This window comes from Paraburkholderia pallida, from assembly GCF_004524855.1.
Lineage (GTDB): Bacteria > Pseudomonadota > Gammaproteobacteria > Burkholderiales > Burkholderiaceae > Paraburkholderia > Paraburkholderia oxyphila.
The window spans coordinates 572,686-592,554 of sequence record NZ_CP038151.1 but is presented as its reverse complement, the minus strand read 5'-3'; the positions used below and the strand labels follow the sequence as shown (position 1 = coordinate 592,554).

Below are 19,869 nucleotides of genomic sequence, written 5' to 3'. Positions count from 1 at the left end.
GTAAGTGGAGAACGCTATGCCCAACATTTTCGATAAACTTAATGCATCTAGTGGACTTGTCGTGATTGACAACAAGGTCGATAACACTGCGCCGTGGAATTTCTGGGCAACCGAAATCGTAACGCGCGGCTACACAATTATCTCGATTTCGCCCGGGATGCAAGAGGACTTCGAGGCCCTCCAACAGCTTGCCGGAAGCATTGGATTTCTGGACAAAGAAGCGTTCAGCTTCATTGAAAGAACAGACGGTTACTTCCCTATCGGTTACTCGTTTATTGGGAAGGAAAATCGGGATCGATGCGAGATATTCAATTACTGGCATCGTTTCAGGGCAGAACACGAGCAGTATCCGTTCAGCCGAAGCGAATTTTATTCCAGAATCGCAAGCTATGAGGCACAGGTAGCTACGTATGGACAGAATATCATCGATGAGATCCGCAAGCGATACGGCTATGCACCCGAAATCCAGACTCGCGACGACTCATATCTTCAATTCAATCACTATCGCGAAGAACTGCGCCTTGGCAACCACCGATATCTGCAAAGTAAGCACGAGGATGGGCATCTGATCACGGTTATCAAGCCGAACGCCCCAGGTCTTGTCGTTTTCCAGGGCGATAAGGAATGCCTCGTCGATCTGGCAAAAGATCAAGCACTCGTCATCGCAGGCTCGCTGCTGACCCAGCTTTCCGAGGGCGAAATCCAGCCTGTCTACCATGCTGTCCTCAATCTCACGTTGCCGACAGCACGAGCATCAGTCGTATATAACGTCAATATCCTCAGTGATGTCATTTCCAGCTTCAAACGAGGTCGAGAGATCAAGATGTACAACTTCGCGAACGAAAGACATCTTGAATTTGGTCACGCCCCTTACGTCGTCAATCGCATCTAGGCGACGCTATTGCATCAATCCATTCGCAATATGCCGCTTGCCGCGCAGGGCAAAGTCCTTTTTCTGCGGCGAGGAGCAATGATGTGTACCGCTTGCACGCTGGACGTCAATCTCATACGTCATACTCGATGAGCCAACGTCTTCGCTCGATCCATCGCATGACGCACGCGCTCCAAGGAACAACAAAGGCGAATAACTTGACTCAGTCGCTCGAAATCGATCTGCTACGTTCGTTTGCGGTCATTGCCGAAGTGCGCTCGCTGAGCCGCGCGGCCAGCCGTATCGGCCGCACGCAGTCCGCGCTGAGCCAGCAGATGAAGCGTCTTGAAGAAATAGTCGATCAGCCGCTATTCCAGCGCACCGGCCGCGGCGTGGTGCTGACCAATCCAGGCGAGCGCCTGTTGATCCACGCCCAGCGCATGCTGCGGCTGCACGACGAGGCGATGGCGGACCTCTGCGGCAAGGGCTTGACGGGGACGATCCGCTTCGGCTGCCCGGACGACTATGCCGCCGTGTTTCTGCCCGCGCTGCTGCGCGAGTTTTCGCGCCAGCACCCGCAGGCGCTCGTGGAGGTCGTTTGCGGGCCCACGCCGCGCCTCATCGAGCAGCTCGAAAACCGCGCCGTGGATCTCGCGATGATTTCGTTGCCGGATAGGCGTGAGGGAATGAGAGACAGCGCGGACGACGCCATCATTCGCCATGAGCAGCTCGTTTGGATCGGCTATCCGGGGCTGGACCCGGCGCACTTCGATCCGTTGCCGCTCGCGCTCTCCGACCCGGACACGCTCGACCACATCGCCGCGTGCGAAGCGCTGCAACGTGTCGGCCGCGCTTACCGCCTCGCCTATGCGAGCAGCAGCCTCGCCGGCCTGACCGCGCTGGTGCGCTCGGGACAGGCCTTCGCGGTGATGACGCAGACGGCAGTGCCGGCAGACCTCGCGATCCTGCACGGCGATCCCGGCCTGCCGCCCTTGCCCGCTGTGGGGATTACCTTGAAGTTCGAACACAAGCGCCCCTCGCATCTCACCGCCGCGTTTGCCGAGCACATCCGGCTCACGCTGCCGTTGCTATGAGGGGCGCTGCGAACTGGCGCGAGACGCTCAGCCCGTGATCTTCGCGATCTGCAGCAGGTTCGTCGTGCCCGATTCACCGAACGGCAAGCCGGCAGCAATCGCCACGAGGTCGCCTTCACGGCCGAAGCCTTCGCTCACCGCCGCGCGGCATGCGAGGCCGATCATCTCGTCGACGTTGGACGCCTCCACGCGCGGCACCGCGTGAACGCCCCAGGTCAGCGCGAGGCGGCGTGCAACCGTCTCCGAAGGCGTCAACGCGACGATGCGCGACGAGGCACGCTCGCGGGCCGCCCGCAAGCTCGTGAAGCCCGAGCTCGTGTAGGTGACGGTCACGGCCGGCTCGATCAATTGCACGGCCTTCCTGAGCGCGCAGCAGATTGAATCGGCGACCGTCGCATCGGCGCGCGTGTGCGAGGCGTCGATCTGCTCTCGGTAAGCCGGGTCGCGCTCCACGCGCTCGATGATGCGGTTCATCGTGGTGACCGCCTCGAGCGGGAACTTGCCGCTTGCCGATTCGGCCGAGAGCATCACCGCGTCGGCGCCTTCGTAAATCGCGCCGGCGACGTCCGAGGTTTCCGCACGCGTGGGCACCGGCGAATTCGTCATCGATTCGAGCATCTGCGTCGCCACCACGACCACCCGGCCGACGCGGCGGCATTCGCGAATGATGCGGCGCTGCAGCTCCGGAATCTGCTCGGCCGGCAGCTCCACGCCGAGGTCGCCGCGCGCCACCATCACGCCGTCGCAACGCTGGACGATGCCTTCGAGGTGATCGATCGCCAGCGGCTTCTCGAGCTTCGCCATGATCCATGCGCGGTCGCCGATCAGCGCGCGCGCTTCCTCGACATCCTCCACGCATTGCACGAACGAGAGCGCCACCCAGTCGACGCCAAGCTCGAGGCCGAACGCGAGATCCGCGCGGTCCTTCTTCGTGAGCGGGGAGATCGGCAGATGGGAGCCCGGCACGTTCACGCCCTTGCGGTCGGAAATGCGCCCGCCCGCCAGCACGACGGTCTCGGCGAAGCTATCGCCCGACTCTTCCACGCGCAGACGGATCTTGCCGTCGTCGAGCAGCAGTTCCGAACCCGGCTTGATGGCCTGAAAGATCTCGGGATGCGGGAGCGGCGCGCGCACCTGGCTGCCCGGCGTCGTATCGAGGTCCAGACGGAAGCGAGCGCCGACGGCGAGTTCCGCGGCGCCGTTCTCGAACGTGCCCAGGCGCAGCTTCGGCCCCTGGAGATCGAGCAGAATGCCGACCGGGCGGCCGTACTCCTGCTCCAGCCGGCGAATTTCCGCATGACGCTGGCTATGATCTTCGTGCGTGCCGTGGCTGAAATTCAGCCGGAAGACGTCGACACCGGCCTCAAAAAGCGCGCGGATGACCTTCGGGTCCGAACTGGCCGGCCCGAGCGTGGCTATGATCTTGGCATTACGATTTCGCTTCATTTCCTCTCCGCGGACTACGTTGCGCCGCGCCCCTCCAATGGGGGCACGCGAAACTCATGAACGTTCGTCAGTGTGGGGCTGCACACATGAGACTCTGGGATCTGCTCCGGCGCGCTGGCGCGCCGGGCTGCGGGGCGTGAGGTTCGAATGCGGGGAGGGTAAAAAATGCCGCTCGGCCCGGATAGCGCTGGAAAACCCCTGGCGCGGGGCGAAAATCGCGCAATGGCTTGTCGGTCAATGCTCGCAGGCGGTTATCCCTCGCGCGCAATACTGATTTCCCGCGAGGGGCATTCCAGGCGTCTCGACGTTCTTCTATGATGACGCCCCAAGCCAATCGCCGATCAAAACATCTGCATAACTAACTGGATATATCGCTGCGATGGCGGCCGCTTCGGCCAGGTCGAATGACGAGCCTGGCACCTCATTGGTATTCTCAGCCTTCGAAGCCCGGTCAGAACAACACGAAAAACAACCCGGACCGGCAACAGAGCGCGAAGCCGCTCGCCCTCCCCGGATGGCTGACCTCCGGCGCCTCCCCGAAGCGCGGCTTTCACAGGCTCTGCAAAGTTCCCGTCACGAATGTGCGCCATGATCGGACGCTGCGGCACTGCATCGCCGCAGTCGCGAGCTGAATCATTCTCATAAGCATTACAGCAGGATTTCACTGTCCACGAACACTCGTCGTCCAGGAGACCAGCGATGGAGTTCAGTTTCAATCTGAACCGCACGGCGAACGTTTCCGCTCAGCGGTTGCTCCCGAATGCATGGGACTTTGTCGCCTTTCCTCTGATTATCGGGCTGATCGCGATGGCGTCGATCGGCTTTCATCAGACGCTTGCCCCCATGTCGACGCTGAAGACCCAGGTGATCTCGCTCGACCCCGCGATGTTGCCGGAGTATGCGATGCGCACCACGCTGCGCATGCTCGCGGCGATGATCGCCTCGCTCGTCTTCACCTTGACTTACGGCACGCTTGCAGCGAAGAGCCGCCGCGCCGAAAAAGTGCTGGTGCCAATCCTCGACATCCTGCAGTCGGTGCCCGTGCTCGGCTATATCTCGTTTACGGTCACGTTCTTTCTGTCGCTCTTCCCTGGACGTGTGCTCGGCGCCGAGCTGGCTGCGATCTTTGCGATCTGGACAAGCCAGGCGTGGAACATGACCTTCAGCTTCTACCAGTCGCTGCGCACGGTGCCCAACGATCTCGACGAAGTTTCGCGCGGTTTTCACCTGACGGGCTGGCAGCGTTTCTGGAAGCTGGACGTGCCGTTCTCGATGCCGGGTCTCATCTGGAACATGATGATGTCGATGTCGGGCGGATGGTTCTTCGTTGTTGCCTCCGAAGCCATTACAGTAGGCAACAATACGATTACGCTGCCGGGCATTGGCGCCTATCTGGCCCAGGCGATCAACGACAAGAATCTGCACGCCATCGGCTGGGTGATCCTCGCCATGACGGTCGTGATTCTTGCGTACGACCAGTTGCTGTTCCGGCCGCTCGTCGCGTGGGCCGACAAATTCCGCATGGAGACCACGAGCTCGGGTAACGCGCCGGAGTCCTGGCTGCTCGACACGATGCGGCGCACCCGTTTGATCCACCGTCTGCTCATGCCCGCGGGCGTGCTGCTCGCGACGGCAGCACGAATTCCGGTTCACCTGCCCTTGGCGGATACCAAACGTGCCAGCCGTTCCGAGCGGCAGTCGTCGACACTCGTCGGCGACATCATCTGGGGCATCCTCGTGCTGGTGCTGACCGTCTACGTCGTCTGGCGGGTGGTCGCTTACGTACGCACCGGTGTCACGCTCGACGAGGTCGGCCATGTCTTCGTGCTCGGGCTCATCACGCTGTTGCGCGTAGTGCTGCTGATCGCGATTTCCTCCGTGATCTGGGTGCCGCTCGGCGTGCTGATCGGCCTGCGTCCCGCGCTCGCCGAGAAAATTCAGCCGCTCGCGCAATTCCTCGCGGCGTTCCCGGCGAACCTGCTGTTCCCGGTGTTCGTAATCGTGATCGTGCGCTTCCACCTGAACCCGGACATCTGGCTCTCGCCGCTGATCGTGCTCGGCACGCAGTGGTACATCCTTTTCAACGTGATCGCCGGCGCCACCGCCTATCCGAACGATTACAAGGAGGCGGCGAAGAACTTCCACATTCGCGGCTGGCAATGGTGGCGCAAGGTGATGCTGCCCGGCATCTTCCCCTACTACGTGACGGGCGCGATCACGGCTTCCGGTGGCGCGTGGAACGCGAGCATCGTCTCCGAATTCGTGCAGTGGGGCGACACCAAGGTCGTCGCCCACGGCCTGGGCGCCTATATCGCGCAGACCACGGCCGCCGGCGATTTCCCGAAGATCATTCTGGGCATCGCGGTCATGTCCCTGTTCGTCACGCTGTTCAACCGCACGTTGTGGCGTCCCCTTTATGCCTATGCCGAATCCAGACTTCGACTTGATTGAGAGGACATCCCATGCAATACGCTAGAACCATCACCGCCGACGTGCTCGAGGCTTCGCCGCGCCTCGGCGAGCAGGTCCTCGACGTGCAGCACGTCAGCCGGGGCTTCGACAAGAACCAGAGCGAACTGCTGGTCCTCGACGATGTGAACCTCTCGCTGCGCGAGGGCGAAATCGTCGGTCTGCTCGGCCGATCGGGCTCGGGCAAGTCCACGCTCTTGCGCATCATCGCCGGCCTCATCCAGCCGACCAGCGGCGACGTGACCTACATGGGCAAAGCGCTGCAAGGACCGGCCGAAGGCGTGGCGATGGTGTTCCAGACCTTCGCGCTGTTCCCGTGGCTCACCGTGCTGGAAAACGTCGAAGCCGGCCTCGAGGCGATCGGCGTGGGCCCCCAGCCGCGGCGCGAACGTGCGCTGGCGGCCATCGACCTGATCGGTCTCGATGGCTTCGAGAACGCGTATCCGCGCGAGCTCTCGGGCGGCATGCGTCAGCGCGTGGGCTTTGCACGCGCGCTCGTGGTCGACCCCACGCTCATGCTGATGGACGAGCCGTTCTCCGCGCTCGATGTGCTCACCGCGGAGACGCTGCGCACCGACCTGCTCGACCTGTGGACGCAGCGCCGCCTGCCGATCAAGTCGGTGCTGATCGTCACGCACAACATCGAGGAAGCGGTGTTCATGTGCGACCGCATTCTCGTGCTTTCGTCGAATCCGGGCCGCGTCGTCGCGGAGATCAAGGTGCCGTTCGCGCATCCGCGCAACCGGCTCGATCAGGCGTTCCGCAAGCTCGTGGACGACATCTACGCAAAGATGACCGCGCGCGAGACCGGCGAGATCACGAAGAAAGCGCTCGATCTCGGCTCCCGGCTGCCACAGGTGTCCACCAATCTGATTGCCGGTCTGATCGAGACGCTGGCCGCCGAACCGTACAACGGCCACGCGGACATGCCCGAGATCGCACGGACGTTGCAGCTCGAGATCGACGACCTGTTCCCGATCGCGGAAACGCTCCAGCACCTGGGTTTTGCCGACGTCAGCGAAGGCGACGTGTCCCTCACGCAGGCCGGCCGCAAGTTTGCGGAGTTCGGCACTCAGGAACGCAAGATGATGTTCGCCGAGTATCTGCTGCGCAACGTGCCGCTCGCGGCGCGCATCAAGAAGGTGCTGGACGAGCGCCCAGGCCACCGTGCACCGCGTGTGCGCTTCGAGCAGGAGCTCGAAGACTTCCTGACCGACGGTGCAGCAGAGGAAACGCTGGACGCCGTGATCGACTGGGGCCGATACGGCGAGATCTTTTCGTACAGCGACAAGACAGAGAATTTCAGTCTGGCCGACGTAGAGACCTGATCGATCGCCAGGGGCGCACAGGCATGGCAGGCGCCCCCGCTCACAAGTTGGCCGGACACTCGCGCGGACCGTAGCCGACAAATCCGAAAAACCCGCAACCCGTTTTCCGATAGCCCTGACCGGTTCGCCGATCTCATTTGCGCCAGGGCCCGCTGGAGCGCCTACGAACGGCCCGCCTGCTTCAACAATTGCTCGTCGCGCCACTGCACGCGCGCCTCCCAATCCCCGATTTCCAGGATCTCCCGACGTTGACGCGACACTTCCTCGACCAGCTCATCGGTCCAGGGGTCGTGTTGCCCACGCTCGGCACCCATACGGGCGTACGCCGCCCCCATCTTTTTGGCGTGCGAAGCAATGCCGCCGCGCGTATTCAGATCTGCCGTTTCAAATGGGCCAACCACACCCCAACGACGACCGAGCCCCAACGTCACGATAGCGTCGAGGTCCGCCACCGAAATAACACCATCTCGAACGAGGCAATACGCTTCACGCAGCACCGCCCCCTGCAGACGATTGAACACGAAGCCCTCTACTTCCTGCCGAACCATCACAGGCGTCAGACCACCCTGCCTGTAGATGGCACACGCCCGCTGAGTGCAGGCGGGGTTGGTGTGAACCGACGGAACAACTTCAATAACCGGCAGCAGCCACGGCGGGTTCGCTGGATGACCTACGAGAATGCGCCCGGCAACGGCGCTTCCCTCAGCGAGCGCCGAAGGCGTAATTGCCGAAGTGGAACTCGCGAGCACCGCATCCGCCGGCGCGAGAACGGCAAGGTCCGCAAGCAAGCGCTGCTTCAGCTCGAGTTGCTCCGGGATGCACTCTTGCACGAGTGCGGCACCCTTCACCGCGTCCTCGAGCGACTCGTGCCAGGTCACCCGTGCGAGCAGCGTCCCGGGCAACTCGCTCAGGGTGTTGGCGCGGGCAAGCTGGGCGAGCTTGGCATCGAGCTCGCGCTGCGCCCGGGATAGCGCCGCGCCGTCCACGTCCCACATCCGAACCTGGCAACCTGCGCGCGCGAATACGATGCAGAGCGATACGCCAATCGATCCAGCCCCGAGTATGGCGATCGTCGGCGTGACCGAGCCCATCTCATGCGGGTCGTTGATCGTATTCATGCAATCTCCCACCAGCTTCGGTCGCCTTCATAGCCCTTCTGCAGGATAGCGACGATTGCCTGCTTCGTGAGTGTGCGGGGATTGTTGGCGAGCAATCGCGTCGCCTGCATGGCCTGGTCCGCAATGGCGTCAAATTGCTCGGGCTTCAGACCAATCGACTTGAGATCCAGTGGTGCACGAGCCGTCTCCAGCAGCGCCTCGACACGCAGGATTGCCGCCTGGGCCTGCTCGAGGGTGGATTGCGATGCCTGCGCCACGCCGAAGATGCGCCCCATCTCGGCAAAGGCTTCCACGCGCGACGGCAGGTTGAACCGCATGATATAGGGCAGCAGCGCACCCACGCCGAAGCCGTGCGGCGCATCGCAGTACGTCGCCATCGGCGACTGGATGGCGTGCGCACCGGCGGTGCCGGTCGTGTTGATTGCCATCCCTGCACAGTAAGCGGCGAACATGACGTCGGCACGCGCGGCAATATCGCCTGGCGAATCGATCACGCGCGCGAGGCTCGTGTTCAGAAGCGCCAGTCCCTGGCCCGCGAAGAGGTCAGTCAGGCGGTTCTTGCCTGCGTACAGTTTCGTGTCGATTTCCTCCGGCGTGGGGTTCTTTGCCCGGGCCGTGAACGCTTCGACAAGGTGTGACAGCGCATCCGCCGCCGTGGCCGCCGTCAATCCCGGCGGACACGTCAACGTCAGCTCGGGATCGATCACCGCCGCGTAAGGCTCGAGATGGGGGCTCGCGATGCCGAGCTTCATGCCCTTGTCGCGGTCGTACACGACGGAGATACAGGTCACTTCGGCACCCGTGCCACCGGTCGTCGGCACGGTGATCACCGGCAGACCCGGCGCCGGGACGCGGAACTCCCCGTAATAGTCGCGGACGTCGTGCTGGTTCACGAGCGCGACAGCGCAGACCTTGGCGAGATCGAGGCAACTGCCGCCGCCAATCCCGATGACCGCGTCGATCGCACACGAGGCCGTGCCATGCGCATACCGGTTCACCACCGCGAGGATGTTCTCGCGCGGCAGATCCGGCTCGGTCTCGGCGTAGACCGAGACGGCAATGCCGTGGTCCTCGAGACTGTGCCTGATTTCATGAAAGGTCTCGCTCGCGGCCATCCGTGCGTCGGTGACGATGAGCACCGACGACGCAATGCTCTTCGCAATGTACGGCAGTTGCCGGCGCTGGCCCGGTCCAAAGAGCACACTCTTCGGTTGGCGCAGGAGCCCAAGGCCGAGGATGTTGTCGTTCATGCCAGGATCTCCTGCGCGGGCTTCACGGTGATGGCCAGATACTTGGGCTCGAGAAACTCATAGATGCCGTCATGACCGCCTTCGCGGCCCAGACCGGAGGCCTTGATGCCACCGAACGGCGCGGCCGGGTCCGCCATGATGCCGCGATTGATGCCGACCATGCCGAAATCCAGGTGCTCGCCAAGGGCGATGGCACGCGAGATATCGCGCGTGAACAGGTACGCCGCCAGCCCGTAGCAGGTGTCGTTGGCAAACGCGAGCGCTTGCGCCGTCGACTTCACCGGGAAGATGGCAGCCACCGGCGCGAACAGCTCCTCGTCGCGCAGCGCCTCGCAAGCACCGGTGAAGCGCATCACCGTGGGTTCGTAGAAGTAGCCGTCGCCCGCGAGCGCCTTGCCGCCCGTGAGCACCTCGGCGCCCGCCTCGGTCAACTGATTCACCATGCGTTCGACACGGTCGCGCTGGCGAGCCGACACGATCGGGCCGACGTCCACTGTGTCCAGGCCATTGCCCACGCGCAGCGCCCTGGTCTTCTCGACAAACTTGCGCGTGAATTCCTCCTCGACGTCCTCGTGAACAATGATGCGGTTCGCTGCGACACAGGCCTGACCCGCATTGCGGAATTTGCAGACGATGGCGCTTTCGACCGCGGCATCGATATCCGCATCGTCAAGGACGATAAACGGCCCATCTCCGCCCAGTTCCATCGACGCATTGATAATGTGCTGAGCGGCCTGCGAAAGCAGCGTGCTGCCCACCCCCGTCGAGCCGGTGAAGCTCACCTTGCGCAGACGGCGATCGGACATCAACTGCGAAGAAACGCCAGCGGCATCGGTCGTATGGATGAGGTTGATCACGCCAGCAGGGAATCCCGCGTCCTCGAGCACCTTCACGAAAAGCGCCGAGGTAAAGGGCGTTTCGCGCGCCGATTTCGTCACGACCGTGCAACCCGCCGCAAGCGCCGCCCCCGCCTTGCGGGCGATCATCAGCAGCGGGAAGTTCCAGGGCGTCACGAGGAGGCACGGTCCGACGGGTTGATGCGTCGCGACAATCCGATAGCCGCCATGCGAGCCGTCCGCAAACGTTCCATGCAGATGCGCAATCTGCTCCGCGTACCACAGGAAGAACTCGGCCGAGAGCTTGAATTCTCCGCGCGACTCGGTCAGCGGCTTGCCGCTCTCGAGTGTCATCGTCTGAGCAAAGAGCTCGGCGCGCTCGATCAGGAGCGCATGGGCACGATGGAAAAGATTGGCGCGCTCACGCGGCGCGACTGCGTGCCATACCGCCTGCGCGGCGACGGCAGCGTCCAGTGCATCCCTCGCGTCGGTGAGCGAAGCATCGGCCACCGTCGCCAGTGCGCGCCCAGTCGCGGGATTGACTACTTCGAACGACGCCTGCGCTTCGCGCCAGACGCCGTCGATGAACAATGTGCGGGGCACGGCCTCGCTCAGACTCACATCGGTGACCTTCATTTGCATGTCCTTCTCCTCCGTTTTCTGCTTGCCGTCCCGGCTGCATATACGTCTGTTCGTAATACGCTCTTATGGGATGACGAGATGATTGAAGAAATCGCTTCGGTGCTAAACTTTGCTCAAGTTAAAGCGTCAAGTTCGAGGTTTGCGTCATGGCACGGTCGGTTTTGGTGGAACGGCAAGCGGCACCCTTGCGTCAACAGGTGGTGAAACTCATCCGCGAGCAGATCCTCAATGGAGAGATCGCGCCCGGAGAACGACTCGTGGAAAGCACGCTGTGCCTCGCCTTCACGGTCTCTCGCACCGTCGTGCGCGAAGCGTTGCGGCAACTCGAGTCGGAACGTCTCGTCACCGTGCTTCCCACCTTCGGGCCCATCGTCACCATCCTGACCAAAAAGGACATCGAGTCGATTTACCGCGTGCGCGAGAACCTCGAAGGGCTTGCCGGTATGCTCTTCGCCACGAACGCGACCCAGAAGCAGGCCGACGCGATGGTCAGGCTCCTCAACCGCATGGAGACCGACTTCGTGAACGGGACCGTTGCCGCACGCGAGAAAATCAAGGGCGAGTTCTATGACCTGCTCCTCAAGGGCGGCGGCAATGACGTCCTCGCCGAAACGCTCGCCATCATTCACGGCCGCGTTGCACTCTTTCGTCGTTACGCATTCATTGACGAAGCGCGCGTCGCCATCTCGATGAACGAATTGCGCCGTATCGTCGATGCCGTTGCGGTCAAGCGCAATGCGGAGCTTGCTCGCAAGACCTGTGAAGCGCATGTGCGGCTCGCAGGCAAGCTCGCCATCGCGGCGTATGCGGGGCATCTCGCGCTCCAGGAGCATGACGTTCACACCGCGTCCTAGATTGCCCAACCGCCATCAATCGCGACTTCCGCACCGGTGATAAACGCGCTGTCTTCGCTGGCGAGGAACGCCACGAGATTCGCGACCTCCTCAGGCGTGCCATGACGCTTGAGGGGCGCGGCCTCCGCACCGATCCGGTTGACCTCGGCGGTGTTCTCCTTGAGCATGTCCGTGGCGATAAAGCCAGGATGCACGGAGTTCACGCGGATGCCGAACTGGGCGAGCTCCGCCGCCGCGACCTTGGTCATGCCGCGCACAGCCCATTTCGTCCCGCTATAGGCGATCGCATTGGCAAAGCCACGCAGGCCCGCAATGGACGAGATGTTGACGATCACGCCACCCCCCGTTTTCTTCATCGACTCGGCCGCGTACTTCATGCCAAGCAGCGTGCCGAGCTGATTGACCTGGAACATGGCCTCCGCCGACTTCGAGGTCGTTTCCGCAATCGGAGCCGGCCGATAAATGCCGGCGTTATTCACCAGCACGTCGCAACGCCCATGGATGCGCTCGATCTGCGCGAACGCCGCCTCCCACGATTCGTCGCTCGTCACATCGAGATGCAGATAGATTGCGCGTCCCTCGAGGCGCCTTGAAAGTTGCTCGCCCTCCGCGTCCAGCACATCCGCCAGCACGACCTTCGCGCCCTCTGCCGCGAAGCGCTTCGCCTCTGCGGCGCCCTGGCCGCGCGCGGCGCCCGTGATGAGTACAACCTTGTTCTGTAACTTCATGCCTTCGTCTCCCGTTCGAATCGCCCCCCGCACGGTGCCGCGGGCCCATGCCGACAGTCTGCGCAGCGCGCGAGTAGCGTGTTTGAAGCGATGCGGCCGGCACCACGGCCTCAAAACGACTGAAGGTGCCGCCGCCTCGCGGTGTGCTGCCTTTGATACGCCTCAGGCCGTGGCCAGCGCGCCCTCGTGGAAGCCACGGAAGCCATTGCTGGCGATCTCTTCGCAACGCCGGAAATAAACGTCGGCACCGCCCATGTAAACGTTGAACTCGCGCGGTTTGCCGGGGATGTTCGCGCCGAGGAACCACGCGTGCGCGCTCCCGCCCTGCGCCATGATGGTGGCCGAGCCCGCGCGGTGGACTTCGTGCGCCCAGGCCTCTTCCGCCTCGGCGCTGGACTCCATGCAGGCAATCCGGTTCTCCTCTGCATAGCGGATGGCCCGTGAGACCCAACCCACCGCTTCCTGAATCGCCACCGGCAGATTGGCATAAGGCGTCTGCGGACCCAGAATCATGAAGAAGTTCGGGAAGCCATTGACGGCCAGACCCATGTTGGTCCTGAGCCCATCCTTCCATTTGTCGCGCAGCACAAGCCCGTCGCGACCGACGATGTCGATGCGCGTGAGCGTCCCGGTCATGGCGTCGAATCCGGTAGCAAAGATCAGCACGTCGATCTCGACGTGACGCTCACCCACGCGCACGCCCGTTTCGGTTACCTCATCAATGCCATTCGCGCGGATATCGACGAGATGAACGTTTTCGCGATTGAACGCCTCGTAGTAGCCGTGACCACCCGGCGGGCGCTTGCCGTTGAACGGGTAATCTTTCGGGCACAGCAGCTCGGCCTTGAGCGGATCTTTCACGGTTTCGCGAATCTTGCGGCGGATGAAATCCGAGGCGTAAGCGTTCGATTCTTCGTTGGTCGCAAGGTCGTTGAACGTCTCGAGCATGAAGTGGAAGCCCCCTTCCTTCCAGCCCTCCTCGAACACGCGCTCACGCTCTTCCGGCGACACATCCTTCGCGCCGACTGTCGGCTTCTTGAACGGCACTGCGAAGCCGTGTGACACAGCCTGCTTGTGAATGTCGTCGTAGTTCGTGCGGATCTTCGACATCCAGTCGTCTTCGACTTTGTAATTGCTGCTCGCCACAACATAGTTCGGCGTGCGCTGGAATACGAACAGATCCTTCACGACCGGTGCGATCACAGGCACGATCTGCACGCCCGACGCACCGACGCCAATCAGGCCGACACGCTTGCCGCTCAGGTCGACGCCTTGCTTCGGCCATGTCGCCGTCTGATAGACCTGCCCCCTGAAGGACTCGATACCCTTGATTTTCGGCGTCGACGGCGCTGATAGCACGCCCATGCCGCTCACGAACCAGCGCGCCGTGAACACCTCACCCTGCGCGGTCGTCACGCGCCAGAGGTTGCGGTCTTCATCGTATTCGGCACGGGTAATCTTCGTGTTGAAGCTGATGTCCTGCTTGAGCTCGAGTTTTTCGGCGACGAACTCCAGGTAGCGGAGCACCTCTGGCTGTGCCGGATAACGCTCGCTCCACTTCCACGCATCGCGCACTTCGCGCGAGAAGGAGAACGAGTAGTAATAGAACTCGCTGTCCGTGCGGGCACCCGGATAGCGGTTCCAGTACCACGTCCCGCCCACGCCGGTCCCCGCCTCGAACACATGCGAACGCAGGCCGAGTTGGTTGAGATGGTGGAGCATGCCAAGACCGGAAAAGCCGGCTCCAACGATGATGGCGTCATAGTCAACGCCTGCTGCTGCGTGTTTCGGGCTCGCCGTGATGACCTCATTGCTCATGGCTGCAAGTCTCCTGTTGAGATTGGGATAGAACTTCTGCCGGCCAGCTCTGGCCGTATTCTTTGGGGACGATCAGCTACGGTCCGCGGAGGTCCGCTGCCAGTACCAGTCGGCAATTGCCGCGATTGCTGCGTCCGCAACGTCATGCCGGCCAGCAAGAAACGGATAGACGTGCTGCATGCCCTCGCCAATTGCCAGCGTGACGTCGACGCCTGCACGCGTGGCGCGGTCCTTGAGCTGCACACTGTCGTCAAGCAGGGACTCGACGGAGCCCGCATTGATGTAGAGGCGCGGAAAACCCTTGAAATCCGCATGAAGCGGGTTCACGCGAGGGTCGTTGGGAGCGACCTTGCCGCCGAGATAACGGTCGATGTTGGCCTGCAGGCCGGCACGCGTGATCAGGAAGTCGGTAGGATCGTTCGAGTCGAGCGTCGCGCCGGTGTTTTCCATGTTCAGCCACGGCGACATCACAATGACGTTGTGCGGCAGCGGCCGGCGCTCGCGCATGCGCCTGAGCACGAGGCTGACGGCCAGGTTGCCGCCCGCGCTGTCGCCGACCGGCGTGATGCCCAACACCGGGTATCCCGCTTCGACGAGCCCTTCGAACACGGCCGACGCGTCGTCGACCTGCGCGGGGAACGGAAATTCGGGCGCAAGACGGAAGTCGACGATGAAAGCCCTCACACCCATCGCGCTCGCGAGGTGCCCGACCATTTTGCGGTGACTTGCCGGCGAGCCCAGCGCGAAGCCGCCGCCATGCAGGAACAGCACGACCTGCGAAGGGTGCGCGTTGGCCGGGTTGATCCACATGCCCGGCACGCCGCCCACGTGTGACATCTGGTACGTCACGCCCTCCGGTTCGAGCGTCGCGCGCTGCCAGTCATCGAAGATGATCCGGAGCAGGTCAATCGACATGTCCGGGTACCGGCCCATGGCGTCTGCCCATGTCGCATAGATTTCGCCTAGCAGGTCTGTGGGACGTACTTCGCTCATTTCGCCTCCTGATGGGATGTCTCGTTCAGGCAGCCACGCAACACGGGAACATGCCCATGTCACGGCCACCTTTTCTGTATTACCCTATTGCCGTATTACGGTAATCGATGTGTGAACACCGATAGCCTTTTGGGGATCCAGTAGCGCCGCAGCCCGCGATGCCGTCTGTGTAGCCAGATTAGTGGGCGCCGGAATGAGCGTCTTTCAGATTTTTTCGCCGTTATAGATTTTTGCTTAATGGGGCACGATCACTCCCTTCAGCGCCGAAAGCGGGTGCGTTTTATACTTTTGGCAGCAGGCGCCAGGGCCATGGAAGCGTGGCGCTCTATATGTCCAGGCTGCGTGGCCGGGCAACAAGGAGACACGAATGAGCACAGAGGCGCGATTGCCGGCAGCTCGAGGATTCGAACAGTTCAGTCTGGCCGATGGCACACCTGGGCTCGAGTACTGTCTTTCAGGTGCCGATCCCTACCTGCTCGACTCCGCCAATCCGAGCGACGTCTTCTGCGTGCTGCTCGGCGACATCGCCTCGGAAACCCGCTACGACGACGGGCAGCTCACGGCGCATACGTTCAAAAGCGAGACGCTCGCGTTCCATCCGAAAGGCAGTCGCATGTGGATCAACGCGCTCGAAGTGCGCCAGCGTTTCATCGCCTTCCGCTGCTCGGATACGTTCATGGACCAGATCTGTGAAGAGGACGTGCAGGCCTTGCGCCGCAACGGCAACGTCGACAACATCGCGGCTTCGACCATTCAGCATCTTGTCCGCTACGCACGGCAGAAGGTGGGTGGCCTGGATCATCTCGATCCGTGGGAAGCCCAGTGCCTCGGCACACTCGCCTGTGTCGAGGCGGTGCGCGCGCTCGAGCGTCGGGTAAAGCCGCGCAAATCGGCCCTCTCCGAAATACAGTTTGCCCGCATGGAAGAGTTCATCGCAGCGAACATCGCGGAGAATCTGACCTGCGCACAAATCGCCGCTGCGCTGAGCCTGCCTGTCAGGGTGGTAGTCGACGGCGTCAAGGGTCGAACAGGCTATTCCTTATACCGCCTTGTCGTCGACAAGCGCATCGAGGCGGCCACGGCCTTGTTGCGCGACACCGACCTTCAAATCAGCGAGATCGCCTTCGCTTGCGGTTTTTCCTCCCAGCAGCATATGACGGGCGTCTTCTCCGATCGACTCGGTCTAACGCCGATGCGCCTGCGCAAAGGAAGCGGAAAGACCACCGAACCGCGCAGCAGATGACGACCGCCGGGAAGCGGTGACCCTGAAAGCGCTGCTGCGCGTTGCTGCTTGTCCCGATCGCTGTCGACAGGTGCAGTGGACGCGGATTGGGACGGTCCCGATGCGAAAGCGGTAAGCACGTGCGCCGAAGCCATCTCCCGACGCCTCGGTTATCGGCCCGCTTAGCAGGCATACGGCATACGGCCATGGCTGGATCACCGAGCAGAACAATCGCGCTGCCGGGAGTGGGACTGCAGCGCGTTAAGCGCCGTGTGGGCGCGTCCCGTGCTATTTTCCGCAACACGCCGCGCACCCTGTGCCGCCCGAAGTGGTTCAGGCATTGCGCGGCGAGGCCGCGCGCCCGGACGGCGCGCTACCACGCTCTCTCACTGACCAAGGAATCATCCATGCCGCTCGCCACCGCCACCGCTCGCCTTGCCGCCGATGCGCCCAACTACGTCGTCGCCCTCGAGGCCGGCCGCCACGCGCTGACCGGCGACGAAGGCCCGCACGCAGGCGGCGAGAATCGCGGCCCGGCGCCGTTCGACTTCGTGCTCTCCGGGCTTGCCGCCTGCACGGCCGCCACGCTGCGCATGTACATGCAGCGCAAGACCTGGCCGAACGCGACGATCGGCGTGGAAGTCAGCCTGCACGCCGAGCAGGACGGCACGCAGTTCATCCGCCGCGGCGTAACCGTCGAAGGCGTGGACGAGGCGCAACGCGCACGGCTTGCCGAGATCTGCGAGAAGACGCCGGTCACGCTCTTCATCAAGCGCGGCACGCGCATCGACACGACGCTGAGCGCGGCGTGAGACAAGCCCAACCATTCGGCATCCTGATTAAATAGACGCGCAAGCGACAGGTATCCGAGTACTGAATGCCGGAGCATACGATTCACAATGCATATAAATCGCTCCGGCATTAACGCCATTCGCGGTCATTAAACCTCGTATTTTTTGCCGAAATAGAACCTTCACAATCATTTCAGCAACAAGTACCGATACGCGCTTGCTGCGCGCGTTGCCATTTAACAATCTCTATTAACCGGAACGGTTCAGCGCTGCATTTCTCCGATAAAATCCGTACCCGAGAATCGGATGAAAAAGTCATCCGCACAAGAATTTGAATGAAAAGGGGTGTGATGGACGCGCAAGACCGGGTAGCGGGCCTCTCGGGGGAACGGATGCCTGCCGGCAAGAGAAAGCGGCTTTTCGACCAGCCGCACGCGCCGGTTATTGCGAGCCTCGCGACACGCGCCGGCCATTAAAATCATGCAGTACCGAAAATCAGCCTCATTGCGCCATTCTCTGCCCATATGGCTGCCCGCCTCGCTGGTGCAGGCCGCCATGCTGTGCGCAGTACCCGCCACCGCCCGTGCCGATTGCATCGACGATGCGGCATCGTTTCAGCACGTCAATGTGAGCCTGATGCGTGCCATTGCCCAGGTGGAATCGGGCACGCAAACCCACGCCATCAACACCAATAGCGACGGCACGGTCGATATCGGCCTCATGCAGATCAACAGCTCCTGGCTGCCGCGCCTCGCCCGCGAAGGCATCTCGGAGCAGAGCCTGTTCGATCCGTGCACGAACGCGTACGTCGGCGCATGGATACTCGCGGAGAACATCCGCCAGTACGGCCCCACGTGGAGCGCGATTGGCGCCTACAACGCCTCCTCGCCCGACAAGCGTCTCGCGTACGCCCGCAAGGTCTACGCCACCGCGCAATCCATCACCAGCTCGCCGGACTCGCCCATGCCTATCCTTCCGCCATCCTATGTGCCGCCCGAGGGCTATAACCCGTTCGCGACGCTGCAGGTCAATCAGGTCAAGATGAACGCGCCGCGCGGTGCGCAAGCCACACCGGCAACGGCATCGGCATCGGGCACACCGGCCATCTCGTCGGCCGCGCCGGGCGCCTACAACTTCGGCTGGATCATGAGCGGCGCGGACGCGGCCAAACCCGTGCAGGTATTCGATGACGGCACCAAGGTTTATGTGCAGTTCAGCGACATGAAGCACGTGCCGGCCATCTTCGCGGAAACACCGCGCGGGCGCGTCGTGCTGCGCTGGGAGGCGCAGCCGCCCTATGCCGTCATTGCATCGCCGGAGCGCAAGCTGGTCTTCCAGATCGGCTCGGCTGAGGCCATCGCGCAGAAGACGAGCACGGGCGCAGCCACGGGAACCACGACCGCGCAAACCCCGGCTGCGGACGCGAGTGCCGCGCCGAAGACCGCCGCCACGCGCGGGGCGTCCAGCGTATCGACGGACGCGCTTTGGTATGTAACGGCGTCGTCGCCGGGCAAAGCGCCTGCGGCGAGCTTGCCGGCGCCACCGGCCAACGTGGGCACCGCACAGACCGCGCCAGCAAACGTGCGGCAGACCGCACAAACGACACAACCCGCCCAAGCGGCCCAGGCGGGCAGCACCAGCCCGACTCCGGCGCCCAAGCCGCAAGCGAGCGCCCCGGGAACCAGCGCCCTCTGGTACGTCACGAAGTGACCTTCCCGCACGGCACGCCGTGCTGAGTCGGGCGAGCTGGCGGCGCCCCCGCCCCACCCCGCCGCGACGCCTTGCCGATCAAGCGTCCGGTTCCGGCTCGCCGGGGTAGACGATCGTTGCGTCGGGCTGAACCACCGCGCCCGCGGTCAGCCGGGCGGGCTCCAGGCGGCCCGCGCCCATGATGTGGAAAACCGTCTCGCCGCGCGCGATCAGATAGTCGGCGATGATGCGCCGGTGGCACCGCCACCACACCGCCTCGGAGCACATGACTGCGCAGCGCCTGGCCCGCCCCAGATCGATCAGCCGGTCGAGGCCCGCGTGGAATTCCGCGCTCAGCGCGTAATCGGCGTAGTGATGAAAGCTCTTGTTCGTCCAGAAGCCGTTGAGGTCCTCGGAGACGGTCCGCGTTCTTCCGCGCAGGCCGCCAAGCGCCGCTTCATGCTCATATCCGATGTCGAAGGGTTCGAGCGACCCCGGAAACGTTGCTTCGTTGAACTGAGGGTTGGCTCTCGACCTCGGCATTTTTCTCACGTCGGCGACCACGCCGATCCCGGCGCCGGTCAGCAGGCCGATGAAGTCGTCGAGGGTGTGGTCGGAGTGGCCGATCGTGAAAAACGGAAGCGTCATGTGTCGCCTTCGGCTCAAAGCCGTTGAAGAACCCGGCCCCGCTATTCCTTGCCGCCGCAATCATATGAATCG

Annotated in this window: 17 protein-coding genes; 8 read left to right on the top strand and 9 right to left on the bottom strand. The window is 62.8% G+C overall.

The window, feature by feature from the left end; all coding sequences use genetic code 11:
- Positions 1-16 precede the first annotated feature (16 nt).
- Complete coding sequence (locus E1956_RS37520) at positions 17-892, top strand: hypothetical protein (protein WP_232072371.1); 876 nt, start codon at positions 17-19, stop codon at positions 890-892.
- Positions 893-1,089: 197 nt separating this feature from the next.
- The gene (locus E1956_RS37515; RefSeq protein ID WP_134758413.1) at positions 1,090-1,965 is read left to right on the top strand and encodes a LysR family transcriptional regulator; all 876 of its coding nucleotides are present in this window, start codon (positions 1,090-1,092) and stop codon (positions 1,963-1,965) included.
- 27 nt (positions 1,966-1,992) lie between these two features.
- Here E1956_RS37515 and pyk read toward each other — a convergent pair whose 3' ends face one another.
- Entirely contained in the window at positions 1,993-3,411 is a 1,419-nt protein-coding gene (pyk, locus tag E1956_RS37510; protein WP_134758412.1) for a pyruvate kinase, read from the bottom strand.
- Between the two features lie 699 nt (positions 3,412-4,110).
- Here pyk and E1956_RS37505 point away from each other — a divergent pair.
- Positions 4,111-5,862, top strand: coding sequence for an ABC transporter permease (locus tag E1956_RS37505; RefSeq protein ID WP_134758411.1), 1,752 nt, complete (start codon positions 4,111-4,113; stop codon positions 5,860-5,862).
- Positions 5,863-5,873: 11 nt separating this feature from the next.
- Positions 5,874-7,208, top strand: coding sequence for an ABC transporter ATP-binding protein (locus E1956_RS37500; RefSeq protein ID WP_134758410.1), 1,335 nt, complete (start codon positions 5,874-5,876; stop codon positions 7,206-7,208).
- 161 nt (positions 7,209-7,369) lie between these two features.
- Here the strand turns inward: E1956_RS37500 and E1956_RS37495 are convergent, their stop codons facing one another.
- From E1956_RS37495 to E1956_RS37485, 3 genes are read right to left on the bottom strand one after another with little or no spacing between them, the layout of a single operon-like run.
- Positions 7,370-8,326, bottom strand: coding sequence for a 3-hydroxyacyl-CoA dehydrogenase (locus E1956_RS37495; protein WP_232072369.1), 957 nt, complete (start codon positions 8,324-8,326; stop codon positions 7,370-7,372).
- Positions 8,323-9,576, bottom strand: a complete 1,254-nt coding sequence (locus tag E1956_RS37490; RefSeq protein WP_134758409.1) for an iron-containing alcohol dehydrogenase — start codon at positions 9,574-9,576, stop codon at positions 8,323-8,325. Before E1956_RS37490 ends, E1956_RS37495 begins: the two co-directional genes overlap by 4 nt.
- Complete coding sequence (locus tag E1956_RS37485; RefSeq protein WP_134758408.1) at positions 9,573-11,054, bottom strand: NAD-dependent succinate-semialdehyde dehydrogenase; 1,482 nt, start codon at positions 11,052-11,054, stop codon at positions 9,573-9,575. The genes E1956_RS37490 and E1956_RS37485 overlap by 4 nt, the downstream gene beginning before the upstream one ends.
- A 197-nt stretch (positions 11,055-11,251) precedes the next feature.
- Between E1956_RS37485 and E1956_RS37480 the strand changes: the two genes are divergently transcribed.
- Positions 11,252-11,908: a GntR family transcriptional regulator gene (locus E1956_RS37480; RefSeq protein WP_197733013.1), complete on the top strand. Its 657-nt coding sequence runs from the start codon at positions 11,252-11,254 to the stop codon at positions 11,906-11,908.
- Here the strand turns inward: E1956_RS37480 and E1956_RS37475 are convergent.
- The 3 genes from E1956_RS37475 to E1956_RS37465 form a co-directional block, all read right to left on the bottom strand.
- Entirely contained in the window at positions 11,905-12,636 is a 732-nt protein-coding gene (locus E1956_RS37475) for an SDR family NAD(P)-dependent oxidoreductase (protein ID WP_134758406.1), read from the bottom strand. The genes E1956_RS37480 and E1956_RS37475 overlap by 4 nt on opposite strands.
- A gap of 162 nt (positions 12,637-12,798) precedes the next feature.
- The gene (locus E1956_RS37470; protein WP_134758405.1) at positions 12,799-14,454 is read right to left on the bottom strand and encodes a flavin-containing monooxygenase; all 1,656 of its coding nucleotides are present in this window, start codon (positions 14,452-14,454) and stop codon (positions 12,799-12,801) included.
- Positions 14,455-14,526: 72 nt separating this feature from the next.
- Positions 14,527-15,447 carry an alpha/beta hydrolase gene (locus tag E1956_RS37465; RefSeq protein ID WP_134758404.1) on the bottom strand — a complete coding sequence of 307 codons (921 nt, stop codon included), beginning with the start codon at positions 15,445-15,447 and terminating at the stop codon, positions 14,527-14,529.
- Between the two features lie 367 nt (positions 15,448-15,814).
- Between E1956_RS37465 and E1956_RS37460 the strand changes: the two genes are divergently transcribed.
- The gene (locus E1956_RS37460) at positions 15,815-16,690 is read left to right on the top strand and encodes a helix-turn-helix domain-containing protein (protein WP_134758403.1); all 876 of its coding nucleotides are present in this window, start codon (positions 15,815-15,817) and stop codon (positions 16,688-16,690) included.
- A 386-nt stretch (positions 16,691-17,076) separates the two neighbouring features.
- Positions 17,077-17,481 carry an OsmC family protein gene (locus E1956_RS37455; protein ID WP_134758402.1) on the top strand — a complete coding sequence of 135 codons (405 nt, stop codon included), beginning with the start codon at positions 17,077-17,079 and terminating at the stop codon, positions 17,479-17,481.
- A gap of 242 nt (positions 17,482-17,723) precedes the next feature.
- Here E1956_RS37455 and E1956_RS46430 read toward each other — a convergent pair whose 3' ends face one another.
- Complete coding sequence (locus E1956_RS46430; RefSeq protein WP_167760222.1) at positions 17,724-18,017, bottom strand: hypothetical protein; 294 nt, start codon at positions 18,015-18,017, stop codon at positions 17,724-17,726.
- Here E1956_RS46430 and E1956_RS37450 point away from each other — a divergent pair.
- Positions 18,016-19,170: a lytic transglycosylase domain-containing protein gene (locus E1956_RS37450; RefSeq protein WP_232072367.1), complete on the top strand. Its 1,155-nt coding sequence runs from the start codon at positions 18,016-18,018 to the stop codon at positions 19,168-19,170. The genes E1956_RS46430 and E1956_RS37450 overlap by 2 nt on opposite strands.
- 78 nt (positions 19,171-19,248) lie before the next feature.
- On the opposite strand, the gene E1956_RS37445 is transcribed toward E1956_RS37450, so the two are convergent.
- Entirely contained in the window at positions 19,249-19,797 is a 549-nt protein-coding gene (locus E1956_RS37445; protein WP_134758400.1) for a DUF488 domain-containing protein, read from the bottom strand.
- Positions 19,798-19,869 lie beyond the last annotated feature (72 nt).

Excerpts from the sequence above, each read along its gene's own strand:
- E1956_RS37495 (WP_232072369.1), bottom strand. The coding sequence starts at position 8,326 with ATGAATACGATCAACGACCCGCATGAGATGGGCTCGGTCACGCCGACG.
- E1956_RS37455 (WP_134758402.1), top strand. The coding sequence starts at position 17,077 with ATGCCGCTCGCCACCGCCACCGCTCGCCTTGCCGCCGATGCGCCCAAC.
- E1956_RS37450 (WP_232072367.1), top strand. The coding sequence starts at position 18,016 with ATGCTGTGCGCAGTACCCGCCACCGCCCGTGCCGATTGCATCGACGAT.
- E1956_RS37505 (WP_134758411.1), top strand. The coding sequence starts at position 4,111 with ATGGAGTTCAGTTTCAATCTGAACCGCACGGCGAACGTTTCCGCTCAG.
- E1956_RS37445 (WP_134758400.1), bottom strand. The coding sequence starts at position 19,797 with ATGACGCTTCCGTTTTTCACGATCGGCCACTCCGACCACACCCTCGAC.
- pyk (WP_134758412.1), bottom strand. The coding sequence starts at position 3,411 with ATGAAGCGAAATCGTAATGCCAAGATCATAGCCACGCTCGGGCCGGCC.
- E1956_RS37520 (WP_232072371.1), top strand. The coding sequence starts at position 17 with ATGCCCAACATTTTCGATAAACTTAATGCATCTAGTGGACTTGTCGTG.
- E1956_RS37470 (WP_134758405.1), bottom strand. The coding sequence starts at position 14,454 with ATGAGCAATGAGGTCATCACGGCGAGCCCGAAACACGCAGCAGCAGGC.
- E1956_RS37500 (WP_134758410.1), top strand. The coding sequence starts at position 5,874 with ATGCAATACGCTAGAACCATCACCGCCGACGTGCTCGAGGCTTCGCCG.
- E1956_RS37475 (WP_134758406.1), bottom strand. The coding sequence starts at position 12,636 with ATGAAGTTACAGAACAAGGTTGTACTCATCACGGGCGCCGCGCGCGGC.
- E1956_RS46430 (WP_167760222.1), bottom strand. The coding sequence starts at position 18,017 with ATGGCGGCCTGCACCAGCGAGGCGGGCAGCCATATGGGCAGAGAATGG.
- E1956_RS37485 (WP_134758408.1), bottom strand. The coding sequence starts at position 11,054 with ATGCAAATGAAGGTCACCGATGTGAGTCTGAGCGAGGCCGTGCCCCGC.
- E1956_RS37460 (WP_134758403.1), top strand. The coding sequence starts at position 15,815 with ATGAGCACAGAGGCGCGATTGCCGGCAGCTCGAGGATTCGAACAGTTC.
- E1956_RS37465 (WP_134758404.1), bottom strand. The coding sequence starts at position 15,447 with ATGAGCGAAGTACGTCCCACAGACCTGCTAGGCGAAATCTATGCGACA.
- E1956_RS37490 (WP_134758409.1), bottom strand. The coding sequence starts at position 9,576 with ATGAACGACAACATCCTCGGCCTTGGGCTCCTGCGCCAACCGAAGAGT.